This window comes from Methylobacterium sp. E-066 (genome assembly GCF_022829635.1).
Taxonomy (GTDB): Bacteria; Pseudomonadota; Alphaproteobacteria; order Rhizobiales; family Beijerinckiaceae; genus Methylobacterium.
Genome location: NZ_JAKSYO010000156.1, coordinates 101,983 through 124,407 on the forward strand (window position 1 = coordinate 101,983; position 22,425 = coordinate 124,407).

Below are 22,425 nucleotides of genomic sequence, written 5' to 3' on the forward strand. Positions count from 1 at the left end.
GTTGCTCCTCAAGCCGCAGCCTGCCGCACGGCAGCGGCGATGGCGTTGTAGGTTCCGCACCGGCACAGGTTCGTCATCGCCTGTCCGATGTCGCCGTCGGTGGGTCTCGGGTTCTGCTGCAGGAGGGCGGTGGCGGCCATGACCTGACCGGACTGGCAGTAACCGCATTGCGGCACTTGCACGCCGACCCAGGCCTCCACGACCCGCTTGCCGACCGCGTCCTGCCCGATCGCCTCGATGGTCGTGATTTTGGCATCGCCGACGCTTTCCACCGGGATCTGGCACGACCGCGTGGCCTGCCCGTCGAGGATCACGGTGCAGGCCCCGCATTGACCGATGCCGCACCCGTACTTCGTGCCGGTGAGCCCAAGGGTGTCGCGCAAGACGAAGAGCAGAGGCGTATCGCCTTCGATATCCAGGTCGTGCCGCGTGCCGTTGATCGTGAGGGTCTGCATGATGCGGCTCCTAGGATTTCGCCGTGGCGGGGTAATCGTCGGCTCGGACCATGACGGGTCGGGAGGCCGGACGCGGGGGCAGCCAGGCGCCGAAGGCCAGCGACGCGGCGTTCCCGATTCCCATCGCGGCCAGTCCGAGACCGAGGGCGAGGAAGAGGCCGTTCGTCCCCCAGCCGAGGTGGAGCGCCAGGGCGCCGCCGCCGAGAGACACCAGGACCCGGAGGATGCCGGAAGCCAGGGGCCAGCCGACCTGGCCGGCCCCCTGCGCGGCGAAGTACAGCGCCAGGCCGAACCCGAAGAACCCGTAGAAGGGACCGACGATGCGCAGATACGCCGCCCCCGTCGCCAGCATGGCGGCATCGTCGCCGAACAGGCGCAGCCACGCATCCGGCGCCAGGGCTGCGGCGATGCCCAGCATCTCCGTGACGCATCCCGAGATGATCGCCCCGGTCCAGGCCGCGCGTCGCGCCCGATCGATGTCGCCGGCACCCGCCGCCGTGCCGACCATGGCTGAAAGCGGGGCGCCGAAGCCGAACACGATCGGGACCAGGAGATATTCGAGGCGCACGCCGGTGCCGTAGCCGGCGACCGCTCCCGGTCCCTGCTGTCCGACGAGACCGGTCGCCGTCGCGATCGTGACATTGGTGGTGACGGTGACCAGCGCCGAGACCGCACCGACCCGAAGGATCGCGGCGAGCGCCGCACCGGACAGCGCCGGTGGGCGCAGGGGCGGCCGGAGCACGCCGCGCCCCGACCACAGGTAGGTGGCGAAGATCGCCACGCCGACCGCGTAATAGACGAGCACCGCGACGCCGCCGCCGAAGATGCCGAGTTGCGGGATCGGCCCCCAGCCGAAGATCAGGGCCGGCGACAGCGGGACAAGCGCGACCGCTCCCCCGCACGTCACGGTGGCCGGCAGGCTCATGTTGCCGGTCCCCCGGATCACCGCGGCGAGCGCATTGAACAGCCAGACCAGCAACGCGCCCGAGAACACGGCGGCGGAATAGGTCGTGGCCGCATCGAGGGATCCGCCCGTGCCGCCCATTGCCCGGAACAGGGCCGGTCCGAACGCCAAGGCCAGCGCCGTGGTGAGGATGCCGAGGGCCGCCGCGATGGCCACCGCATGCCATACCAGGCCGTTCGCCTCGTCCTGGCGACCGCCGCCAAGCGCGCGCGAGATCGCCGAGAGCATCCCGCCGCCGACCGCACCAGCGGAGACCATCTGCACGAACATCAGGATCGGGAAGACCAGGGCCATGCCGGCGAGGGCGTCTGTGCCGAGTTCGGCCACGAAGTAGGTCTCGATCAATCCGACCGAGGCCTGCACCACCGACATCAGGACGTTCGGGGCGGCCAGGCGCAGCAACGTCGGCGTGACCGGATCCTGCAGCAGGGCTCGTGTGCGCGCGTCCATCGTGTGACCTCGACGGCGATGGGGGCCGGCCCCGCGGCAATGCCGCGATGGCGTGGCGCCCATATCGAACTTACATAGGTGCATATGCAAGTTATTGGAACTTGCATATGCACCTTCTTGCGCGGGTGGGTCAAGTTGCTCGCGGAGTCTCCGTCAGGACCGGGCAGCGCTCATTCGGAGCGGCGCGTGTACCCCGCTGCGCAATCGCGATAGGACGCGATCATGACCAACGATCCGAGCACATGCAGCAACGCCGTCCTGCGTCAGGCCATGCGCCGCATCGGCCAGCTCTACGACGAGGCTCTCGCGCCGAGCGGTCTGCGCGCCACGCAGCATGGGCTGCTCGCGACGGTTCGGAAGATGGGCTCGCCGACGATGCGGGAGCTCGCCGAACGGACCGTCATGGACCTGTCCGGCCTCAGTCACACGCTGAAGCCGCTGACGCGGGACGGTTATCTTGAACTCGTTCCCGATCCGCGGGATGGTCGCGTCCGACGCATCACGTTGACTGAGAAGGGAGAGATCAAGCTCGGAGAGACAGCAAAGCTATGGCGCGGGGCCCAGGATCGTTTCGAAGCGGTCTTTGGCAAGGAGCGAGCCGTCGCTCTCAGATCCGAGCTGCGCTTTCTGACCTCGCCCGAGTTTCAGGACGCGTTCAACGACACCGGGGCGGAGACGAGGACTGTGACGCGTTGAGCAAGTGGCTTCCAGATCGACTGGTACGACCGTGCGGCGACCATTCGCTCCCCTGTACGGACGGAAGCCGGATTCGCATGACTGAACCGTCTCAGAGCTCGGACACGCGGTAGGCCCGCACGGTTTTCCTGGTAATCCGACGCGTCCCGTCCGAGGCAAGGGACGCGATCACGCCGCCAAAGTCGTTGGGTGTCGGACGAGATTAAGAGCCTCTCACAAAACGCCCGCTGCGCCGTCGCGCCCACAGGGAGATCTCTTGGCGATCGGGCGTTTTGTGAGGTGCTCTTAATCGCTCACGCGACTTTCGCCGCTCGACCGGAAGTGAACATTCAAACTAAATCGGCCCGCCTCTCGTAGCGGATGGCGAGACGGCAGAACTGGGCGAATTAGGCCAAGGTCCCCTCATCCTGAGCGTGTCGAAGGATCGACGACTCACCTCTGACGTCCCAGCCGCTGGCTGCTCTCGATCCCGCGGCGGGCGACGCGGTGCTGGATGCGACGGCGGGTGAGTTCCATCGCGATTTCTACGATAGGCCGTTCCGACCAGAATGCTCGCACTGACGGGCACGGAAACGGAAAACTCAGGCGAGGCGCTTTGAGTTGGTGACGAGGTTTCGGCTCCGCGGGACTGACTGATCGTAGAACTCAGCTTCCTCACTCGACGATTGAGCAAAAAGCCCCGCCAGGGTCACGCTGGCCGGGCCTTTCGTCGTTGGTGTTCCAGAAAACACGCCGGGCCGCCCGATGGTGTGAGGGCCCTATCGAAAAGTCTCCGTCCTCAACGGCAGTTGTTCACTTACGATCGTTTCACCCGGGTCGCCGTTCGCAAGCGGGCCCGGCCCCAAATGAACGGGTCCGTCGAACCCGGTTCTGCACGCCGGTTGCTATAGATCTGCCAGCGCCGACGCCTTGATCGACCTTGCGTGCCCGGTCTAAATAAATAGTCCGCGGTAAAGTATTGAATTAGTTTGATTAAAAACTGGCACAATCCAGACGGCTCGGGATCGCAGCGCCGCCAGGTGCCGGGTCATCGCCCCGCGTCACGACGGGGCGGACGATGCCGCTTGCGGTGAGCCGGTCCGCGGTCGGCGATATCGGCGTGCGCCTCGGCAGATCCCTGTCCGGCATGCGGCCGCTGGCGCCGTTCTTCTGCCTGTACATGACCTTCGGCGCCACGCTCGGCTTCCTGTCCGGTGGCGCGCCGCTGATCCTGCGGGTTCTGGGCCTTGAGCTGGCCGAGGTCGGGCTGCTGCAACTCATCAACCTGCCGGTGGGGCTGACCTTCCTGTGGGCCGCGGCCCTCGACCGGATCCGCATGCCGTTCTTCGATCACCGGGTCGGCTGGATCGTTGCGGCGCAGGGCATGACGGTGCTCCTGCTCGGAATCCTCAGTTTCGGTGAGCACTGGCCGTTGCCGGCGCTGCTCCTGCTGGCGGTCGCGGCCTGTGCCTGCGTCGCCACCATGGACATCGCGCTGGAAGCACTGGTGGTCGAGACCGTGCCGGCCGAGCGGCGCGCCTTTGTCGCCTCGGCCAAGCTCTGCGGCGCGTCCCTCGGCGGCATCCTGGGCGTCGGCGTCCTCGTCGGGTCCTACGATCTCCTGGGATGGCGCTTGGCGGTCCTGGCCTGCGCGGCGCTCGACGCCCTGTGCCTCCTGCCGATCCTCTTCTACCCGGAGGCGCGTCTCCATGGGATCGGTGGGGCGTCGGATCGATGGTCGGGCTCGTTCGCGCGCCTGCGCGCCCTCGCGGCGCGGATCCCCGTGCTCGGCGCCTATTTCGCTGCCGCCTACCTGCTGTCGGGACCCAACACCCTGGCCTTGCTCGACCTCGGTGTCTCGCTCGCGCAGGTCGGCTTCCTGACCGGAACCGTCCTGCCGGCGATCAACTTGGTCATGGCGCTGGTCGCGGGCGGCCTCGCCGTACGCTTCGGCACGGTGCGGCTGATCGCCCTGGGGGCGTTCGGCGTCCTCGTCTCCGGCGGCCTGATGGCGGCAGCCTGCGCCGCCGGAGCGGTGAAGCTTGCGGTCGCCGCGACGATCCTGAACTTCCTGTGCGGCGGGATCCTGGGCGTGCCGGTTTTCAATATGATCTACCGCTGGGCGCAGGGGCCGCGGCCGGCCACGGATTATGCCCTGCTGTTCGGCGCGGCCTTCTTCGCGGCGATGCCGCTGCGGGTCGCCGCCCCGGCTTTGGCCGAGTGGGTCGGATGGCCGGGCTATTTCGGGGCGACGCTACCGATCTACGCGGCGGCGGTGGCGTGGCTCGTGATCGCGGTGGATCGGACCCTGCGGGCGGATGAAGAGAGACCGCGATGATCGCTGAAATCGCCGCGCGCGTTCCTCACTCGTTGGCGGCCTACCGGGACGGCATCGCCGTCGGCCCCGGCGATGCCTCGGCGCTGCCGGTGGCGGCGCTGCGCGATCCGGCCGTGTTCGACACGACGCTGTCGGCCTTCGGGGCGGGATACGGGCCGGTCGATCGGCGCGTCCTGGTCTCGTACTGGAGCCAGTTCTATCTGGCCGCGCTCGCGACACCGGCCTTGACCGCCCTGGTCTGCCTCGGGCGCACCCTGCCGCTGGCTTTCGACACCACGCGCCTCGAGCTCGATGCCGCCGGACGCCCCGCCCGCCTGCTGGTGCCGGTGGATCCCCCGGACTGCCGGTCCGGTTGCGCGCTCGGCCTCGCCGGGCTGGTCGAGGATCATCTGCGACCCTTCGTCGAGATGTGTAACGCCCGGTGTGGCATCGCCCCCCGGGTCCTCTGGGGCAACGCCGCGGTGATCGTCGACTACGTCGCCGGGGAATTGGGCTGCGGGGACGAGCCGGCCTGCGCGGTCGCCGCGACGCGGCTCGGATGGCGCGGTGCGCTCGCCTGCGATAAAAACCCCCTCGCGCAGGCCCTGCGCGCAGATGCGTCGGGCTGCCGGCGTCGGCGGGCCTGCTGCCTGCGTCATCGCCTTCCGGGCGTTCCCTCCTGCGGGGCGCTCTGTCCCCTCGAATGCGCCAGAGATCGCTGATCCGCCCCCATGCTGAAGGCCTTCCTCGCCTATTACCGGCCGCATCGGGCGCTGTTCCTGATGGATTTCGGTTGCGCCGTGCTGTCCGGCTTGCTGGAGCTCGGCTTCCCGATCGCGGTGAAGACTTTTGTCGACCGGCTCCTGCCGCAGCAGGATTGGGGCCTGATCGTGCTGGCCGCCTGCGGCCTCGCCCTGGTCTACGTGGCCAATGCCGGCCTGATGGTGGTGGTGACCTATTGGGGCCACGTGCTCGGCATCAACATCGAGACCACGATGCGGGCCCGGGCCTTCGATCACCTGCAAAAACTGTCGTTCCGGTTCTACGACGGGCAGAAGACCGGCCATTTGGTCGCCCGGGTGACCAAGGATCTCGAGGAGATCGGCGAGGTCGCCCACCATGGCCCTGAGGATCTGTTCATCGCCGTGATGACGCTGATCGGCGCCTTCGCGCTGATGGTCTGGGTCCACCCGACCCTGGCGCTCATCACCGGCGCGATCCTGCCGGTCATCGCCTTCGTGAGCCTGCGCTACGGCGGGCGCCTGACCCGCAACTGGCAGACGCAGTACGGCCGGGTCGGCGCCTTCAACGCCCGCATCGAGGAGAATGTCGGCGGGATGCGGGTCGTGCAGGCGTTCGCCAACGAGCAGCACGAGCGCGCCCTGTTCGCCCGGGACAACGCCCGCTACCGGGACACCAAGCTCGAAGCCTACCGGCTGATGGCGGCCAGCCTGTCGATCAACTATCTCGGCCTGCGCCTGGTCCAGATCGCGGTGCTGCTCGGCGGCGCGGCCTTCGTGGTCCGCGGCGACCTCACCGCCGGCGGCTTCGTCGGCTTCCTCCTGCTGGTCGGAGTGTTCTACCGCCCGCTGGAGAAGATCAGCGCGGTGATCGAGACCTATCCCAAAGGTGTCGCGGGTTTCCGCCGCTACCAGGAATTGCTCGCCAACGAGCCCGATATCGTCGACCGCCCGGATGCGGTCGAGGTGCAGGCCCTGCGCGGGGACATCCGCTTCGAGAACGTCAGCTTCGGTTACGAGAGCGGCCGCCCGATCTTCACCGGCCTCGACCTGACGATCGCGGCCGGCGAGACGGTCGCGTTCGTCGGCCCGTCGGGAGTCGGCAAGACCACGCTCTGTGCGCTGCTGCCGCGCTTCTACGAAGTCGCCGCCGGACGGGTGACGGTCGATGGCCTCGACGTGCGCGCCCTGACCCTGGCGTCCCTGCGGCGGCAGATCGGGATCGTGCAGCAGGACGTGTTCCTGTTCGCCGGCACGATCCGCGAGAACATCGCCTATGGCCGCCTCGACGCGACCGAGGCCGAGATCGACCAGGCCGCCCGCCGCGCCCGGCTCGGCGCGCTCATCGACAGCCTGCCCGCTGGGCTCGACACGGTGGTGGGCGAGCGCGGCGTACGGCTGTCGGGCGGCCAGAAGCAGCGCATCGCCATCGCCCGGGTGTTCCTCAAGAACCCGCCGATCCTGATCCTCGACGAGGCGACCTCCGCCCTCGATACGCAGACCGAGCGCGAGATTCAGCAGGCGCTCGCTGACCTCGCCCAGGGGCGCACGACCCTGGTCATCGCCCATCGGCTCGCGACCATCCGCGATGCCGACCGCATCGTCGTCCTGGGTGAGGACGGCATCGTCGAGCAGGGGCGGCACGCGGCGCTGCTCGACGCCGGCGGCATCTACCGCCGCCTGCACGCGGCGCAATTCGGCTCTGTGGGTGAAGATGGGTTTTCGGCCACGGCGGCGGAGTAAGGCTCAGCCCTCTCTTCTTCGTCATTGCGAGCGCAGCGAAGCAACCTCGGGACACGCGATGTTCTGAGAGCGTGTTTGACTGTGCGATTGCAGTCGCGTGACGGTTCTGACTTGAGTGTATCCCAATCTTCCCCTCATCCTGAGGTGCTGCGCAGCAGCCTCGAAGGAGCCCTCCAGGGATCGCGCGGCCAGCTGGAGAGCTCCTTCGAGGGCTCCGCTCCGCTACGCCACCTCAGGATGAGGTTGAGGATGAGAATGACCGGTCAAACAGGCATTGAGCGCGCGCTACACTGGGTTGCTTCGCTGGGCTCGCAATGACGGCACAGGATGATCGCCGCATCCAACACCCGCTACATCAGCACTTCCGACAGAATGAACGGCACCTCGCCCGGGATCTCGCGGGCCAGGAAGCCGATGCCGCCGTAGCGGCGCGCGAGGCGGCGGCCGGCCTCTCCATGGGTGTAGACGCTCCACAGGGCGGCCGCTTCCGGCTCGGCGCCGCGGGCCAGCAGGCCGACAACGAGACCCGCGAGCGTGTCGCCGGAGCCCGAAGTCGCCAACCCGACATGGCCGACCTCGTAGCACCAGGCGCGGCCGTCCGGGGAGACGACATGGGTCGATCCACCCTTCATCACCGTAACCGTGCCGAACCGCTCGGTGGCCCGCCGCGCCGCCGCAAGGGGATCCGCCTCGATGGCTTCGCGTTCCTCGCCCAAGAGCTGTGCCATCTCGCCGGCATGCGGGGTGATGATCGCCGGCTTGGACAGGTGTCGCGTCAGGTCTGGCTCGGCGCGCAGTGCGGCAAGGGCCCCGGCATCAAGGACGAGGCCGGCCTTGCCGGCCCCGCGGACCAGGGCGCCGGTCACGCCCTCGGCGTCGGCATCCTCGGACATGCCGGGGCCGACCAGCACCGCATCGACGCGCTCCGCCCGTTTCGCGAGGTCGTCGGCGCAGGTTTGGGCGATGCCGCCATCAGCGGTCTGCGACAAGCCGACGACCAGCGCTTCCGGCACGGCGATCCCGATCGGGATCGCCAGATCGCGGCAGACCGCGAGCTGCAGCTTGCCGGCGCCGGCCCGGAGCGCGGCATGGGCCGCCAGCAGGACGGCGCCCGGCAGGCTCGTACACCCGGCCACGATGAGGACGCGGCCCCGGCCATCCTTGCTGTCGCCATCCGGCTCGGGCGGAGCCATGCTCCGCAGGACGTGTTCAGTAATCGGCGTGACGGTGCTCATGGATTCCCCGCTCGCCACGCGCCGCCTGCGCGCCGGATCAGGTCGCGGCCGCGTCGGCGTCTGGTTCGGAGGTAACGGGGGCGCCCTCGGCCTCAAGGGGTGCGACGAAGTTGTAGCGGACCAGCGCGAACCCGCCGCCGGGGGCGGCCGAGGCCGAGAACGCATATTCCGTCACGCCGCAATTGAGCACGTCGCCCTCGGTATCGATGGCCAGGATCTCGGCCTCGGTCATCTCTTCCAGCAGGTAGCGCAGGCACAGCACCACGACCTGATGGGCGACGAGGAGGATCCGGCGGCCGTCATGGTGCAGGCCGATCGTGTCGAGGGCGCTGCGCAGGCGCAGGATCACGTCGCACCAGCTCTCGCCGCCCGGCGGACGATGGTAGAACTTGCCGAGGTCGCTGCGCAGCTCGGCCTGTTCGGGATGGATTTGCTCGATCCCCACCCGGGTCAGCCGGTCGAGGATGCCGAACTCCTTCTCACGCAAGCGCTCGTCGACCAGCAGCCGCGGCGTGCCGGAGGCGAGGCCGCCCGCCCCGCGGATCGCCTCGGCGGTCTCGACCGCGCGCCGATAGGGCGAGGCCAGGATGAGGTCCGGACGTTCGTCGTCGGGCAGGCTGGCGAACCAGCGGCCGAGCGCCTCCGCCTGCCGGTGGCCGAGCGCGCTGAGCGGCACGTCGACGTCCCGTTCCGGGATGTCGATGCGCGCGGCACCCGCGGCATGGGCGGCGTCGCGGGCGACGTTGCCGGAACTCTCGCCATGGCGCACGACCCACAGGCGCAGCGGGTGTCTCTGGGGCACGCAGATCTCCTGGAGGGCCGTCGGCTCGACTGGTCGGAACGTCGTGTCGAAACTCCCGTTCCAAGGACCAGACGTTCGCTGTCGATCAGCGCCCGTCGGCCAAGGCTTCGCCCAACAGGTCGAGCAGACCTCCGGCGAAGGCCCGCATGTTCGCGACGCGGTCCGCGCTGCCGGTCTCCAGGGTGAGGAACAGTTCGACGGGCCCGCTCACGGCCAAGCAGGTATGCCCCGCCGCATCGCCGTAGCGATTGCCGCTCGGGCCGGCGGCCCCGGTCTCGGCGAGGCCCCAGGTTGCGCCGTGCCGCGCCCGGACGGTCCGGGCGAGGAGCCGCGCATAGCCCTCGGAGGCCGAGCGCAGGCCGGTCATCGCGGTCTCGTCGATGCCGAGGAGGGTGGCCCTGGCCGCCGCCGTGTAGACCACGGCGCCCCCGAGGAAATATGCGCTGGCGCCGGGGACCGACAGGAGCGCCGCCGCCACAAGACCGCCGGAAGACGATTCCGAGACCGCCAAGGTCTCGTTGCGCGCGATGAGGGCAGCCCCCAGGGTCGCGGCCTTCGGCAACAGATCGTGCATGACGGATCCTTCGCGGTACTGCGCCAGCTACGCGCCGGATTGCGGCCAGGTTTCGATCGTCTCGCCGCCGGAGCGGAGTTCGACCCGGTGGGCATGCGCCGCGTCCCGCGATTGGCACAGGTCGATGGCCGAAGCGAAGCGGGTCCGGGCGGCGACCTCGGTCTCGACATCCTCCGAAATGACCTCGTGGTCGTCGCGGAAGGTGACCACCCGGAAAGGCGGGTGCTGTTTCAGGTCGCTGGCTTCCATGGCTGTCGGCTCCGATCGGCGCGTGTCGCGGGCGGTAAGCGCCCGGCGGCACGGATCGTTGCGCCGCAAGCCGCGCGGCCTTCGGGTGGGCCACGGTTCGTTAACCCTACACTCGTAGCCCGGAGGCTCCTCAACACGCGTGGGTGTCATGCCGAGACTGGGCCGCATCATCGCCGACGGATTGGCCCTCGTTCTGGTCGGCGCCGGCTTGACCGCCATCGTCGTGGGCTACGAGCGCAACCTGCCCGAGCCCGTTCCGCAGGTCGCCGGATACGTACCGGATTGGGCGGATCCGGTGACCACCGGCTCGATCACGCCGCGGGTCGAGGAAGCCTCGGCCGGCGCGGTATCGACCCGGCCGAACTGGATCATCGAGGATGTGACGCGATCCTCGGCGCCGGGAACGCGCGTGTGGACCGATCCGCCGCGCCGGTGATCGGACCTGCCGCGAACATCACCACATCCGCGACGAACAGACCGCCCCCAGCCGCGTTGCCTTCAGGAGCCCGAAGACGGGCCGATTTGAGGAAACGCACATGCGCATGAAGGTTTACGGCCTCGCGGCCGCTCTCGCCATCGCCCTGACCGGAACCGCCTACGCCCAGCAGCCCGCCGGCGGCGGCAGCGCGACCGGCAACATGAACAATCCGGGCTCGGTGAAGAGCGACAGCCAGAAGATGAATGAGAGCGCGACGGGTTCGACCACCGGCTCCACCACGGGCGCGGCCGGCGCCGCGACCGTACCGGGCACCGGCACGGCGCGACCCGGCGTGGGGGCTGGCACCAGCACCACCGCGCCTGCGCGATAGCCGCACCGTCGGAACCGAGGCCAACGGCCTCGGTTGCCGGCCCATGTCTCGTTTCCTGTTCCCAGTCGCGATCGCACTCATCCTGGCGAGCGTCGCCTTCGCCCACTGGGAGCATTCGGGGCCTGCGCCGGCGCTGGCGACCCAGGAAAGCTCAAGCCCGGACGGCGATGCCGCCTCACCCCCCGCACCGATGCCGCAGCCAAGCCGAGACAAGGGGCAGTAGAGGCTTCAGCGAGGATCGATCCCACGCCGCGAGTGATCCCCGCCGAGCGGGTCCAATGCGGTGCCGGCGATGGCGATTAAGCGGCCGATGACGCGACTGTCGAACGGCCGGCTTCGCTCGCCTCCCGGATCTCCTCCAGGCGCCCCGTCGCGACATGGTACAGGAAGCCGTAGATCGGGATGTGGCCCGGCACGAGCGGGTGGGCGCGGATCCGGCGCACGTCGGACGCGACGCTGCCATACCGGTCGGGGATCGTCAGCCAGTCGATGCTGCGCCCCGCCGCCGAGCCGCCGCCATGACGCGGGTTCGACCAGGTCGTCCCGTCGAACTGGGCAGTCTCCAGGTTGTCTTCGAGCAGCTCGCCGATCACCGCATCGGTGAACAGCTCCATGCCGCAATTGGTATGGTGGATCACGAACCACGTCGCCGTGCCGAGGAGCTTGTGCTAGATAACCAGCGAGCGGATCGCGTCGTCGCTGGCCCGGCCGCCCGCGTTGCGGATCACGTGGGCGTCGCCCTCCGCGAGGCCGGCATATTTCGCCGGGTCGAGCCGTGCATCCATGCAGGTGAGGATGGCGAAGCGCCGGGCCGGTGGGAGGGCGAGGTCGCCCTTGTCGAAGGTGGCGGCATAGCGCGCGTTGGCGGCCAGCACCGCCTTGCGGATCTGCTGGCGCTCGGTCGGTTCAGGCATGGGGCGAACGCTCGCGGAGGTGCGTGGGCAGGTCCACGAGATGCGCCGCGAGGTCGGCGTAGGTGAGAACGCCGCCATCCAGCATCGGGAATGAGAGCGGCGGCCTCTCAGCCGCAGGCTGCTGTCCGGCGGGCAGAGCGGCCCCCGGGAGGAGGCGGGCGAAGCGGGCGAGGAGCCGGGTCATGGTCAGGCCGCCTGCGCGACGGTTCCGGCCGCCGCCAAGGCCTGGTCGAGATCGGCCAGCAGGTCATCGATATGCTCCAGGCCGACCGAGAGGCGCACGTATCCGTCCGAGACGCCCGTGGCCTTGAGCGCCTCGGGGCCGAGCTGGGAATGCGTCGTGCTGGCCGGATGGATCGCGAGGCTGCGCGCGTCGCCGATATTGGCCACATGGTAGAACAGCCGCAGGGCATCGATGAAGCGCCGCCCGGCCGCACGCCCCGCCGCCAACTCGAACCCGACGAGGCCGCCATAGCCGCCGGTGAGCACCGCGTCGGCCCGGGCGCGCGCGGCGCCCGTCTGGAGCGACGGGTGGATCACCCGCACCACCTCTGGCCGGTCCTTCAGCCAAGCCGCAATCGTCTGCGCGTTGCGGCTGTGGCGCTCGATCCGGAGCGGCAGCGTCTCCAGCCCCTGGAGCGTCAGGAAGGCGTTGAGCGGCGAGACTGCGGGGCCGAGATCGCGGAGCAGCCGCACCCGGGCGCGCAGGACGTAGGCGACCGGCCCGATCGGCTTTGCCGCCTCCGTCCAGATCGCGCCGTGATAGCTCGCATCCGGCGTGTTCAGAGTGGGCTGGCGCACCGGGTGGGCCGCCCAGTCGAAGGTGCCGCCGTCGATGATCGCCCCACCGATGGCGATGCCGTGGCCGGCGATGTACTTCGTGGTCGAGTAGACCACGATGGCCGCGCCGTGATCGAACGGCCGCGCCAGCAGCGGCGCGGCGGTGTTGTCGACGATGAGCGGAATGCCGAGCGGCCGGCCGATCTCCGCCACCTCGCGGATCGGGAAGACCGCGAGCTTCGGATTCGGCAAGGTCTCGGCGTAGTAGGCCCGCGTGCGTTCGTCGGTGGCGCGGGCGAAGGCCTGCGGATCGCTGGGATCGACGAACCGGACCTCGATCCCCTGCTCGGACAGGGTGTTGGCGAACAGGTTCCAGGTGCCGCCGTAGAGGTCGGTCGAGGAGACGATGTTGTCGCCGGCGCGGGCGAGGTTCTGCACGGCGAGCGCCGAGGCCGCCTGGCCGGAGGCGAGGGCGAGCGCCGCCGCGCCGCCTTCCAAAGCCGCGAGGCGCTGCTCCAGCACGTCCACGGTCGGGTTGCCGACCCGCGTGTAGATGTTGCCGAGCTCCTTCAGGGCGAACAGGTTTTCGGCGTGGTCGGTGTCGCGGAATTGGTAGGAGGTCGTCTGGTGGATCGGCACCGCCACGGAACCGCTCGACGGATCGGCCCGCCAGCCGGCATGAAGGGCGAGCGTCTCAGGCTTCGCATGGGTCAGGTCCTGGCTCGGCACGGGACGGCTCCTGATCGATCTGGACGCGGCAGAGTGCTCGGATCGCGCAGTTCATCGTTCCTCCGACCGGTGGTCAGGTCAATAAAACGAGATGATCGATTTTCGGCGGATCTTGAGAATTCATGCCCTCGACGCGGGTTGAGTTTGGAAACGTGATCCTTCAGCCTCCGCGAGGGCCGGCGCGCAAGTTTTGATCTCGGAAACAATCCTTCCGTCGCGTGCCCGCACAGGTGTGCCGGTCGCCACGCCTCGGTCCCACGCGATCGTTCGCGCCCATGCTGCTCTGCCGATGGCGTTTGCATCCCCCCGCGCGGCTGCGACTCGATGGGGCCGAAGGGGCCGTCTGCCGCCGCGATCCGGCGTCGGTCCTGCACCGGCGGGGACGTCCGTATTCCGGCCGCGGCTGCCGACAGAACGACATCCTTGCCTGCGCCGGATCAACGGAAGCCTTTTTCGCCGTCTCGAACCTAGACTCGCGACGCCCCGAGCCGAGGCCTCGACACGCGATCAAGTAACGGCAGGATTCATGGCCGACATCGACACGTATCTCGACGAGAAGCGGCGCGCGCTGGCGGCCCGCGACGCGCGGATCCGCCGGGGCGAGGCCGGGCCGGTGCCCCTGACGGCGCGGGCCACGGTGGAGGGCGGTAGCGGTGTGCGGCGGATCGGCATCCGCCGGCACGCGATCGTCTCCGACAGCGCCCCCGATTTCGCCGGGTTCGATCTCGGGCCCGGCTCGCCGGAACTCCAACTCGGCGTCCTCGGCTCGTGCCTCGCCCACACGATCCTGATCCAGGCGGCGTTGCAGGAGGTGCCGATCACGTCCCTGGAGGTCGAGGTGACCGGGACATTCGATCCGCGCGCCGGCGCGGACGGCTTCGAGGATATCCCCGTGCACCCGCAGGACCTCGCCTACACGGTGCAGATCAACTCGCCGGCCGACCCGGCCGTGATCGAGGCGCTTCAAGTTCGGGTCGAGAAGGCCTGCCCGATCCTCAACCTGCTGCGCCTGCCGCAGAACGTCAGCGGCCGCTTCGTGCAGAGCCGAACCGCGAAGGAGATCGACGCGTGACGACCACCAGACGCCGGTTCTCGACCCTTGCTCTCGCCCTGGCGGTGGGGCTGACGACCATGGCTGGGGCGACCGCCGAGCAGGCCGCGCCGAAAGAATTCCGGATCGGCTACCAGAAGGTCGGCCTGATCGTGGTCGCACGCCAGCAGGGTACCATCGAGAAGCGGCTGGCCCCTGCGGGGACCAAGGTGCGCTGGGTCGAGTTCCAGGCTGGTCCGCCCCTGCTCGAAGCCCTCAATGCCGGCGGCATCGATTTCGGCTACACCGGTGATGCGCCGCCGATCTTCTCGCAGGCCGCCGGTGGCAACCTCGTCTATGTCAGCGCCTCGGCCCCCTCCGGCGATGGCGAGGGGATCGTCGTGAAGGCGGAGTCACCGATCCACACGGTCGCGGATCTCAAGGGCCGCACGGTTGCGGTCGGCCGCGGGACCAGCGCGCACAACCTGCTCGTGGCCGCCCTGGAGAAGGCCGGCCTGGCCTTCTCCGACATCAAGCCTGCCTATCTCCTGCCCGCCGATGCCGGCTCGGCCTTCGCCAACAACAGCGTCGAGGCCTGGTCGATCTGGGATCCCTATCTCGCCCTGGCGCAGGCGCGCAACGACACGCGGATCCTCGCCACCTCCGGGCAAGTTCACGACGTTTCGGCGTTTTTCCTGGCCAACAAGACATTCGCCGAGGCGCATCCGGGCGTGGTGACGAGCGCGCTGGCGGGGTTGTCGGAAGCGGCGGATTGGGCCGACACCCATCGCGATCAGGTCGCGCAGGCCCTCGCGGACGTGACCGGCATTCCCTACGCCATCCAGAAGGTGGCGGCCGACCGCACGCAGTTCGGCGTGCGCCCGCTCTCCGACGCGATCCTGTCCAGCCAGCAGACAACCGCCGACCGGTTTTACCGGCTCGGGCTCATCCCGCGCGCCATCCGGGTCCGCGATGCGGTCTGGACGCCGCCGCGGAGCTGAGTGCCGCACTTTTTCAGGCACAGGAGCCCGGCAGCGCCGACGGAAAACATGTCGCTGATGGGCGTCGCCGAAAACCTCTCGGCTCGGTCAGGGCTTCACGTCCGGCCGCGGATCCGAGACGAAGCCGTCGCGGTTCGGCATGCGGATGGCCGCCAGGGATTTCGCGTCGAGGGTCGCTCCGTCCGAAACCAGGCCGTTCAGGTGGAGGATATAGGCCGAGACCGCATAAACCTCGGCATCGCCGAGCGATTGGGGCGCGTTCAGCGGCATCGCCCGCCGGATGTAGTCGAACAGGGTCGGCGCGTACGGCCAGAAGCTGCCCACAGTCTTGATCGGCTTGGCCGAGGCCAGCGTGCCCTGGCCGCCGACCAGCTTCTCCCCGGTTCCGCCCTCGCCGCGGGTGCCGTGGCAGGAGGCGCATTGCGCCTCGAACACCGCTCGCCCTTGGGCGACGCTGCCGCTGCCCGGCGGCAGTTTTCGGCCATCGCGGTCGATGTCGATGTTCCAGGCCGCGATCTCCGCTTCGGTCGCCGGCCGGCCGATCCCGAAGCGCTCGGCGGCATCGGCAGCCCCAGCGATCCCGAACAAGAACGCGGCCCCGGCGAGGGCCCGCGCCTTAAGCGTAGCCATTGGCGACCTCGCCACTCGCCGCGATACGCCAGGGCACCACTGCGTTGTTGTGGTAAAACGAGTTGAGCCCGCGGACCGACGTCAGGTCCCCGAAGCTCGGCTGGACATAGCCCGTCTCGTCGATCGCCCGGCTGGCGATGGTCGTCGGCTGCCCGTCCCAGGTCCAGGGGAGGCGGAACCGCGTCAGCGCCCGGGTCAGGACCGGCTCCTGCAGGGCGGCGTCCTGCCAGGTCTTTCCGGAATCGACCGAGACCTGCACGCCGCGGATCTTGCCGCGGCCGGTCCAGGCGAGACCGGTGATCTCATGGAAGCCCGGGGTGATCCGCTGCGTGCCGGAGGGCCGCGTGATGACCGACTTCGCCTCCATGACGAACGTGAATTGCCGCGCCGTCCCGTCCGGCATCAGGTCGGTGTATTTCGCCGTCTCTTCGCGGGAGAAGGCCGGCTCGGCGGTCACGTTCAGTCGCCGCAGCCACTTCACGCTCATGTTGCCTTCGAACCCGGGCAGGAGCACCCGCAGGGGATAGCCCTGCTGCGGGCGCAGCCGCTCGCCGTTCTGGCTGTAGACCAGCAGCGCGTCGTCGAGGCATTTCTCGATCGGGATGCTGCGGGTCATCGCGGCGGCGTCGGCGCCCTCGGCCACGACCCAGCGGGCGTCGGGCTTCAGGCCAGCCTCCCGCAGAACCGTGGCGAGGCGGACGCCGGTCCATTCGGCGCAGCTCACGAGGCCGACCAGATCCGAGGCGGTCCGGCCGGCCCTGATCGCCTCGAAGCCCGGATTGCCCGAACATTCCAGGAAGTGGATATGCGATTCCGATGGGAAGCGGCGGATGTCGTCCAGGGTCAGGGTCAGCGGCGTCTCCACCAGCCCGTGGACCAGCAGACGGTGCCGGGCTGGGTCGATGTCGGGGATGCCGCCGTGATGGCGTTCGTAGAACAGCCCGTTCGGCGTGAGGATGCCGTCGAGGTCCTGCAGTGGCGTCCGGCTCGAGGCCGAGATGTATTGCTTGAGGCCCTTCGGCACGTTGCGGATGAGCCCGCTCTCGAACCGCGAGGGCTGTCCGTAGGTCCGGCTGCCGACATCGGCGCCTGGGGTCTTCGTCCAGTCGGGGATGGCGGGCGGTGCCGCTTCGTCGGCACGGCCGCGCTCGGGCGTACCGCTTCCGGTCAGAATGCCCGCCGCGGCAGCCGCCCCCTGGGCGAGAAAGCGCCGCCGCGCCGGGGTCTGTTTCGGGGCGGTGTCGCTCATCGCATGGGGTTCCGGCGGCGCGCCCAGCAGTGTCCGACCCGCGGGATGGAGAACGTGCCCGGCCTACACCCGCTTGGGGGGCCGTATGCGGGGACCACGCATTCGAAGACGGCCGCCATCAGTGCAGGACCCATCCGATCAGGCAAATCAGGAGCGCGGAGGCGACGATGTAGCTCCGCATCCGGCTTTCCGCGCACGATGAGTGCCGATCGATGGCAAGAGCCAGCTCGTGATCCGGGATGTCGTCGCTCATGGGCATGGACAAATCTTCGCTGCGCTCCGTTCTGATAGCGGCGAGGTCGACGCCTCGACTCGCAAGACCCCACGCCAAGGACGGGTCTGCGGTGACCCGCCCACGATGATCTCGCACCCGCGAGACCGGTGTCGTGCCGAGCCTCAATGGTGTCGATGCCGGCACCGGCAGTCAAACGAAACGAACTCTTTTATCGCGCCGCACTGGAGGACGGTGTTCCCCAGATCTCATCAGCCGCGTCCCAAGTCTTCGCCGGCTCGAACGGCTCGGCAAAAGACCCGGATCTGGATCATGCATCGGCCGGAGCTTCCGGAGCCGAGGCAGCCCGGGCGGGCGGACGGGAGCCCAGATGGTCCCGGAGCGTCCGGCCTTCGTACTCGCTGCGGAACAGTCCGCGCCTACGCAGCTCGGGGAGCACCAGCTCGATGAAGTCGTCGAGGCCCCCCGGCAGGGTCGCCGGCATGATGTTGAAGCCGTCGGCGCCTTGCGCCCGGAAGCGCTCCTCCATCTCGTCGGCGATCTGGGCAGGCGTCCCGACGATCTGCGAATGGCCCCGCGCACCTGCGATCCGCAGGTAGAGCTGGCGCAGCGTCAGACCCTCCCGGCGGGCGAGGTCGAACATCAGCTGCTGCCGGGACTTGGCGCCCTCGGCCTCGGGCAGCTCCGGCACCGGCCCGTCCGGATCGTAGCCCGACAGGTCGAAGCCGCCGACCATGCGCTCCAAGAGCGCCAGGCCGACCACCGGGTCGATCAGATCCTGGAGTTCCTCGAACTTGGCGCGCGCCTCCGCCTCGGTGCGGCCGACCACCGGGAACAGCCCGGGCATCACCTTGAGATCGTCCCGGGCGCGGCCGAAGCGGGCCATCCGCTCCTTCAGGTCGCCGTAGAATGCGACCGCCTCGTCGAGCGTCTGATTGGCGGTGAACACGATCTCGGCCGTGCGCGCGGCGAGGTCCTTGCCCGGACCCGAGGAGCCGGCCTGGACCAGGACCGGCTGCCCCTGGGGCGTGCGCGCGATGTTGAGCGGGCCCCGGACCTCGAAATGCTTGCCGCGGTGGTTCAGCGGCCGGAAGCCGTCCGGCTTCGAGAATTGGCCGCTGGCGCGGTCGATGATCACAGCGCCATCGTCCCAGGTGTTCCACAGCCCGAGGACGACGTCGACGAACTCCTCGGCCCGCTCGTAGCGATCGGTGTGCCGGGCGATCTGATCGTTCCCGAAATTGGCGGCCTCGGCATCCGTGGTCGAGGTGACGAGGTTCCAGCCGGCACGGCCGCCGCTCAGGTGATCGAGCGAGGCGAAGCGGCGGGCGACGTTGTAGGGCTCGTTGAAGCTGGTGGAGGTCGTGGCGACCAGCCCGATCCGGCTGGTGACGGCCGCCAGCGCCGAAAGCAGCGTCACCGGCTCGAAATGGGCCGAGCGGGCGGTGCGCTCGCTGGAGCGCAGGTTGCTGTCGCGGATGCCGGTCCCGTCCTCCAGGAACACGAGATCGAACTTCGCCGCCTCGGCCCGGCGCGCCCAGCCGACATAGCGCTCGAGGTTGAGGCCGCCATCGGCCTCGCTCGACGGGTGGCGCCACCCGGCCACATGGTGCCCGGTGGCGTAGAAGAAGGCGCCGAGGCGAAGCGTATCCTGTGTCATCGGCCGATCGGGGTTGGAGGCGATGCGTTTCGGGGCGAAGGCAGCGAGGCCGTGCGGCGTCAGCGCACCATGCCCCAACGCCGGACCGTGAGCCGCTCGAACGTCGCGAATACGACATTCTCGACGATGAGCCCGATCGCGATGACCAGCAAGAGCCCGGCGAAGACCCGGTCGGTATAGAGCTCGTTGCGGTTCTGGTAGATGTACCAGCCGAGCCCGCCCTGGCCGGAGGCGGCCCCGAAGACCAGCTCGGCCGCGATCAGGGTGCGCCAGGCGAAGGCCCAGCCGATCTTGAGCCCGGACAGGATCGCCGGCAGGGCCGCCGGGATCAGGATCTGCCAGACGTAAGCCAGACCGGTCAGGCCGTAATTGCGCCCGGCCATGCGCAGGGTCTCGGGCACGCCCTGGAAGCCCGCGAAGGTGTTGAGCGCGAGCGGCCACAAAACCGCGTGGACCAGCACGAAGATCAGGCTGCCGGAGCCGAGCCCGAACCAGAGCAAGGCCAGCGGCAGCAGCGCGATGGCCGGCAGCGGGTTGAACATCGCGGTCAAGGTGGAGAGCAGGTCGCGGCCGAACTGGGTCGAGACCGCCAACGTCGTCAGGCCGAAGGCCAGCACGACCCCGCCGAAATAGCCTTCCGCCAGCACGGTGAGGGAGATCCGGGCACGCTCCAGCAGCTCGCCGCTGCCCAGGCCCTCGACCAGGGCCGACAGAGTGGCGCCGAAGCCGGGGAGCAGGAGATCGTTGTCCTGCCAGCGCGCGAGCGCCTCCCAGACAAGCGCGAGCGCGATGAGGATCAACCCCTTGCGCAGCCAGCCCTGCTGCCAGATCCGCGTGGAGAGCGGCAACGCGCGCTCGACAGGCGCTTCTACGAAGGGCGGAAGCACCAAGTCGTATTCCGAGCGGATCGGCGGGCGGACGTGCTGGGTCATCGTGCGGGGGCCGCCGGAACCGAGGTCTCGGGGTCGGTCTCGAACAGGCGGCTGTGCAGGCGCTGCACCGCCGCCTGGAACACGTCACTGCCGACGCTGGTCAGGTCGAACTCGTGGCAATTGTACTCGCCCCGGACCCGGCCGGGATGGGGCGAGAGCAGCGCCACCCGGTTGCCGACCACCAAAGCCTCCTCGATGGAATGCGTAACGAACAGCAGGGTGAAGCGCACCTCCTCCCAGAGGATCAGCAACTCTTCCTGCATCTTGCGCCGGGTCAGCGCGTCGAGGGCCGCGAACGGCTCGTCCATCAGCAGCACCTTGGGCTGCGTCGCGAGCGCCCGGGCGATGGCGACGCGCTGCTTCATGCCGCCGGAGAGCTGGTGCGGGTAGCTGTCGGCAAAGGGCGTGAGGCCGACCTTGTCGATGTAGTGCCGCGCCCGGGCCTCGGCCTCGCGCCGGCCGACGAGGCCGGCGGCGCGCAGTGGGAACGCGACGTTCTGCGCCACGGTCTTCCACGGCGGCAACTGGTCGAATTCCTGGAAGACGACAATGCGGTCTGGCCCCGGCCCGCGCACGACGTCGCCGCCGAGGGTGATCGATCCCTCGACCGGCGGGATGAAGCCGGCGATCGCCTTGAGCAGGGTGGACTTGCCGCAGCCCGAGGGGCCGAGCAGGATGAAGCGATCCGCCTCGTAGACATCGAACCCGACCCGGTGGGTCGCCCGGACGACGCGCTCGGGCGTGCGGTATTCCAGGGTCAGGTCCGAGACTCGCAGCAGCGGCGGCGGCAGGGCGGCCGATGGTGTTTCGGCCTCGATCCGGGCGGGGTTCTGCCCGGCCCGCGCCGTCGAGAGGTCCGGGCGCTCGGCGACCAAGGTCATCCGCTCAGCTGCCCGTCGCGATACGGGGATTGGCGAAGAAGTAATCGTCGAGGGTTTTTGGCTCGTTCCGGATCGCGCCGACCCGGTGCATGAACTGCCCGAGCCCGATCGTGTTCTGCGGCTCGATCTTGAAGGTCACCTCCGGGTTCCGGATCACCTTGAGCAGCAGGTCGCGGTCGATCCGGCTATTGTTGGACTTGATGTAGATGTCGGCGGCCTTCTCGGGATTGTCGGTGATGAACTTGGCCGCCTCGGCGAGGGCGTCCACGAAGGCCGTGTAGGTCTTCGGGCTGTCCCGGTAGAATTTCTCGGTGGCGTAGAGCACCGTCGAGGAGGCGGGGCCGCCCTGGACCGCGTAGGAGTTCAGGACGATGTGGGCGTTCGGATTGCCGGCCAGCTCCTGCTCCTGGAACGGCGGATTGCCGAAATGGCCGGTGATCTCGGTGCCGCCCTTGATGATGGCGGCCGAAGCCTCCGGATGCGGAACCGCGACGCTGATCTTGTCGAGCCGGGCGAAGTCCTTGTCGCCCCAGAGCTTGGCGGAGGCCCATTGCAGGATGCGGGACTGAACCGAGACGCCGACCGCCGGCACCGCGATCCTGTCTTTGTCGGTGAAGTCGCCGATCGTCTTCACCTCGGGCCGGTTGGAGACGAGGTAATAGGGAAAGTTGCCGAGCGAGGCGACGCCCTTCACACTCTGCCGGCCGCGCGTGCGGTCCCACAGCGTGAACAGCGGCCCGACGCCGGCTCCGGCGACGTCGATGCTTCCCGACAGGAGGGCATCGTTCACGGCCGAGCCGCCGGAGAGCTGCGCGTACTCGACCTTGATGTCGAGGCCGGCTTCCTTGCCGTGCTTCTCGATCAGCTTCTGATCTTCGGCCACGTTCAGCAGCAGGTAGACGACGCCGAACTGCTTCGCGATGCGCAGCTGCCCCTCCGCGGCCGCGGCCGGCCCGGCGGCGAGGATGAGCGCGAGCAGGGCGGCAGCCTGCCGGCGCGAGAACAGAGCGCGTCGCTTGCCGATCATGGTCCCTCGCGGCTGCCGGGCACAAGAAGCGTGCGAAATCGGCCTGATTACGGGCGGGAACTTGCCTCCTCGGCGATACATCGTCAACGAGAACGTTCTTTTTACAGAAAAATCTTATAGAGATACTGTTTCTACGAGCTGCGCAATACGAAGAATAATCTTTGCTCAGCCGGGTTTTTCATAGGCGCCACGGGCCGTCCTGGCTTCGATAAGAAACAAATCTTTTGGACGCCATGATGCTGCGGCCGGCCCGTTCTACAAAACGACCGCGCCTCCTGCCTCGCCACCGGCTTATCGTGTCGTCCCGCTGATCGCGTTCGACCTGCGGAGCCTATCCCCAATAGTCT

At 68.9% G+C, this 22,425-nt stretch carries 24 protein-coding genes and 1 pseudogene; 9 read left to right on the top strand and 16 right to left on the bottom strand.

What is annotated here, in order from left to right; translation table 11 throughout:
• Positions 1-8 precede the first annotated feature (8 nt).
• Positions 9-455, bottom strand: coding sequence for a (2Fe-2S)-binding protein (locus MKL20_RS21620; RefSeq protein WP_243964803.1), 447 nt, complete (start codon positions 453-455; stop codon positions 9-11).
• 10 nt (positions 456-465) lie between these two features.
• Positions 466-1,869: an MATE family efflux transporter gene (locus MKL20_RS21625; RefSeq protein ID WP_244038390.1), complete on the bottom strand. Its 1,404-nt coding sequence runs from the start codon at positions 1,867-1,869 to the stop codon at positions 466-468.
• 222 nt (positions 1,870-2,091) lie between these two features.
• On the opposite strand from MKL20_RS21625, the gene MKL20_RS21630 reads away from it, so the two are divergent.
• The 4 genes from MKL20_RS21630 (at position 2,092) to MKL20_RS21645 (ending at position 7,344) form a co-directional block, all read left to right on the top strand.
• On the top strand, positions 2,092-2,565 hold the full coding sequence (locus MKL20_RS21630) for a MarR family winged helix-turn-helix transcriptional regulator (protein ID WP_244038391.1): 474 nt from the start codon (positions 2,092-2,094) through the stop codon (positions 2,563-2,565).
• A 1,057-nt stretch (positions 2,566-3,622) separates the two neighbouring features.
• Entirely contained in the window at positions 3,623-4,882 is a 1,260-nt protein-coding gene (locus MKL20_RS21635; RefSeq protein ID WP_244038392.1) for an MFS transporter, read from the top strand.
• Positions 4,879-5,583, top strand: a complete 705-nt coding sequence (gene fhuF, locus MKL20_RS21640) for a siderophore-iron reductase FhuF (protein ID WP_244038393.1) — start codon at positions 4,879-4,881, stop codon at positions 5,581-5,583. Before MKL20_RS21635 ends, fhuF begins: the two co-directional genes overlap by 4 nt.
• A gap of 9 nt (positions 5,584-5,592) precedes the next feature.
• Positions 5,593-7,344 (top strand): ABC transporter ATP-binding protein, encoded by a 1,752-nt coding sequence (locus MKL20_RS21645; protein WP_244038394.1) that lies wholly within the window; start codon positions 5,593-5,595, stop codon positions 7,342-7,344.
• A 350-nt stretch (positions 7,345-7,694) separates the two neighbouring features.
• Here the strand turns inward: MKL20_RS21645 and MKL20_RS21650 are convergent, their stop codons facing one another.
• The 4 genes from MKL20_RS21650 to MKL20_RS21665 form a co-directional block, all read right to left on the bottom strand.
• Positions 7,695-8,579 (bottom strand): NAD(P)H-hydrate dehydratase, encoded by an 885-nt coding sequence (locus tag MKL20_RS21650; protein WP_244038395.1) that lies wholly within the window; start codon positions 8,577-8,579, stop codon positions 7,695-7,697.
• Between the two features lie 37 nt (positions 8,580-8,616).
• Complete coding sequence (locus MKL20_RS21655; protein WP_244038396.1) at positions 8,617-9,381, bottom strand: histidine phosphatase family protein; 765 nt, start codon at positions 9,379-9,381, stop codon at positions 8,617-8,619.
• Between the two features lie 85 nt (positions 9,382-9,466).
• Positions 9,467-9,955, bottom strand: a complete 489-nt coding sequence (locus MKL20_RS21660) for a CinA family protein (protein ID WP_244038397.1) — start codon at positions 9,953-9,955, stop codon at positions 9,467-9,469.
• Between the two features lie 27 nt (positions 9,956-9,982).
• Entirely contained in the window at positions 9,983-10,204 is a 222-nt protein-coding gene (locus tag MKL20_RS21665; protein ID WP_244038398.1) for a hypothetical protein, read from the bottom strand.
• 148 nt (positions 10,205-10,352) lie between these two features.
• Between MKL20_RS21665 and MKL20_RS21670 the strand changes: the two genes are divergently transcribed.
• From MKL20_RS21670 to MKL20_RS21680, 3 genes are all read left to right on the top strand, one after another.
• A complete protein-coding gene (locus tag MKL20_RS21670; protein ID WP_244038399.1) occupies positions 10,353-10,640 on the top strand; it encodes a hypothetical protein in 288 nt (95 codons plus the stop codon).
• Between the two features lie 100 nt (positions 10,641-10,740).
• Positions 10,741-11,013, top strand: coding sequence for a hypothetical protein (locus tag MKL20_RS21675; RefSeq protein WP_244038400.1), 273 nt, complete (start codon positions 10,741-10,743; stop codon positions 11,011-11,013).
• A gap of 43 nt (positions 11,014-11,056) precedes the next feature.
• Complete coding sequence (locus tag MKL20_RS21680; protein ID WP_244038401.1) at positions 11,057-11,236, top strand: hypothetical protein; 180 nt, start codon at positions 11,057-11,059, stop codon at positions 11,234-11,236.
• A gap of 76 nt (positions 11,237-11,312) precedes the next feature.
• Here the strand turns inward: MKL20_RS21680 and MKL20_RS21685 are convergent.
• The 3 genes and pseudogenes from MKL20_RS21685 to MKL20_RS21695 form a co-directional block, all read right to left on the bottom strand.
• Positions 11,313-11,927: pseudogene (locus MKL20_RS21685) on the bottom strand (beta-class carbonic anhydrase).
• A complete protein-coding gene (locus tag MKL20_RS21690; protein ID WP_244038402.1) occupies positions 11,920-12,111 on the bottom strand; it encodes a hypothetical protein in 192 nt (63 codons plus the stop codon). Before MKL20_RS21690 ends, MKL20_RS21685 begins: the two are co-directional and overlap by 8 nt.
• Positions 12,112-12,113: 2 nt before the next feature.
• A complete protein-coding gene (locus tag MKL20_RS21695) occupies positions 12,114-13,436 on the bottom strand; it encodes an O-acetylhomoserine aminocarboxypropyltransferase/cysteine synthase family protein (protein ID WP_244038403.1) in 1,323 nt (440 codons plus the stop codon).
• Between the two features lie 526 nt (positions 13,437-13,962).
• On the opposite strand from MKL20_RS21695, the gene MKL20_RS21700 reads away from it, so the two are divergent.
• Together MKL20_RS21700 and MKL20_RS21705 are read left to right on the top strand one after the other, a co-directional pair.
• Positions 13,963-14,508 carry an OsmC family protein gene (locus tag MKL20_RS21700; RefSeq protein WP_244038404.1) on the top strand — a complete coding sequence of 182 codons (546 nt, stop codon included), beginning with the start codon at positions 13,963-13,965 and terminating at the stop codon, positions 14,506-14,508.
• Positions 14,505-15,467 (top strand): aliphatic sulfonate ABC transporter substrate-binding protein, encoded by a 963-nt coding sequence (locus MKL20_RS21705; RefSeq protein ID WP_244038405.1) that lies wholly within the window; start codon positions 14,505-14,507, stop codon positions 15,465-15,467. The genes MKL20_RS21700 and MKL20_RS21705 overlap by 4 nt, the downstream gene beginning before the upstream one ends.
• Before the next feature lie 87 nt (positions 15,468-15,554).
• Here MKL20_RS21705 and MKL20_RS21710 read toward each other — a convergent pair whose 3' ends face one another.
• From MKL20_RS21710 to MKL20_RS21735, 7 genes are all read right to left on the bottom strand, one after another.
• Positions 15,555-16,097 (bottom strand): c-type cytochrome, encoded by a 543-nt coding sequence (locus MKL20_RS21710; protein ID WP_244038406.1) that lies wholly within the window; start codon positions 16,095-16,097, stop codon positions 15,555-15,557.
• The gene (gene soxC, locus MKL20_RS21715; RefSeq protein WP_244038407.1) at positions 16,084-17,346 is read right to left on the bottom strand and encodes a sulfite dehydrogenase; all 1,263 of its coding nucleotides are present in this window, start codon (positions 17,344-17,346) and stop codon (positions 16,084-16,086) included. The genes MKL20_RS21710 and soxC overlap by 14 nt, the downstream gene beginning before the upstream one ends.
• Before the next feature lie 118 nt (positions 17,347-17,464).
• Positions 17,465-17,599 (bottom strand): hypothetical protein, encoded by a 135-nt coding sequence (locus tag MKL20_RS33055; protein WP_279594914.1) that lies wholly within the window; start codon positions 17,597-17,599, stop codon positions 17,465-17,467.
• Positions 17,600-17,888: 289 nt separating this feature from the next.
• Positions 17,889-19,238, bottom strand: a complete 1,350-nt coding sequence (locus MKL20_RS21720) for an LLM class flavin-dependent oxidoreductase (protein ID WP_244038408.1) — start codon at positions 19,236-19,238, stop codon at positions 17,889-17,891.
• A 59-nt stretch (positions 19,239-19,297) separates the two neighbouring features.
• Positions 19,298-20,170 carry an ABC transporter permease gene (locus tag MKL20_RS21725; protein WP_243972811.1) on the bottom strand — a complete coding sequence of 291 codons (873 nt, stop codon included), beginning with the start codon at positions 20,168-20,170 and terminating at the stop codon, positions 19,298-19,300.
• Positions 20,167-21,051 carry an ABC transporter ATP-binding protein gene (locus MKL20_RS21730; RefSeq protein ID WP_244038409.1) on the bottom strand — a complete coding sequence of 295 codons (885 nt, stop codon included), beginning with the start codon at positions 21,049-21,051 and terminating at the stop codon, positions 20,167-20,169. Before MKL20_RS21730 ends, MKL20_RS21725 begins: the two co-directional genes overlap by 4 nt.
• A 4-nt stretch (positions 21,052-21,055) precedes the next feature.
• Positions 21,056-22,078 carry an ABC transporter substrate-binding protein gene (locus MKL20_RS21735; RefSeq protein WP_244038410.1) on the bottom strand — a complete coding sequence of 341 codons (1,023 nt, stop codon included), beginning with the start codon at positions 22,076-22,078 and terminating at the stop codon, positions 21,056-21,058.
• Between the last annotated feature and the right edge of the window lie 347 nt (positions 22,079-22,425).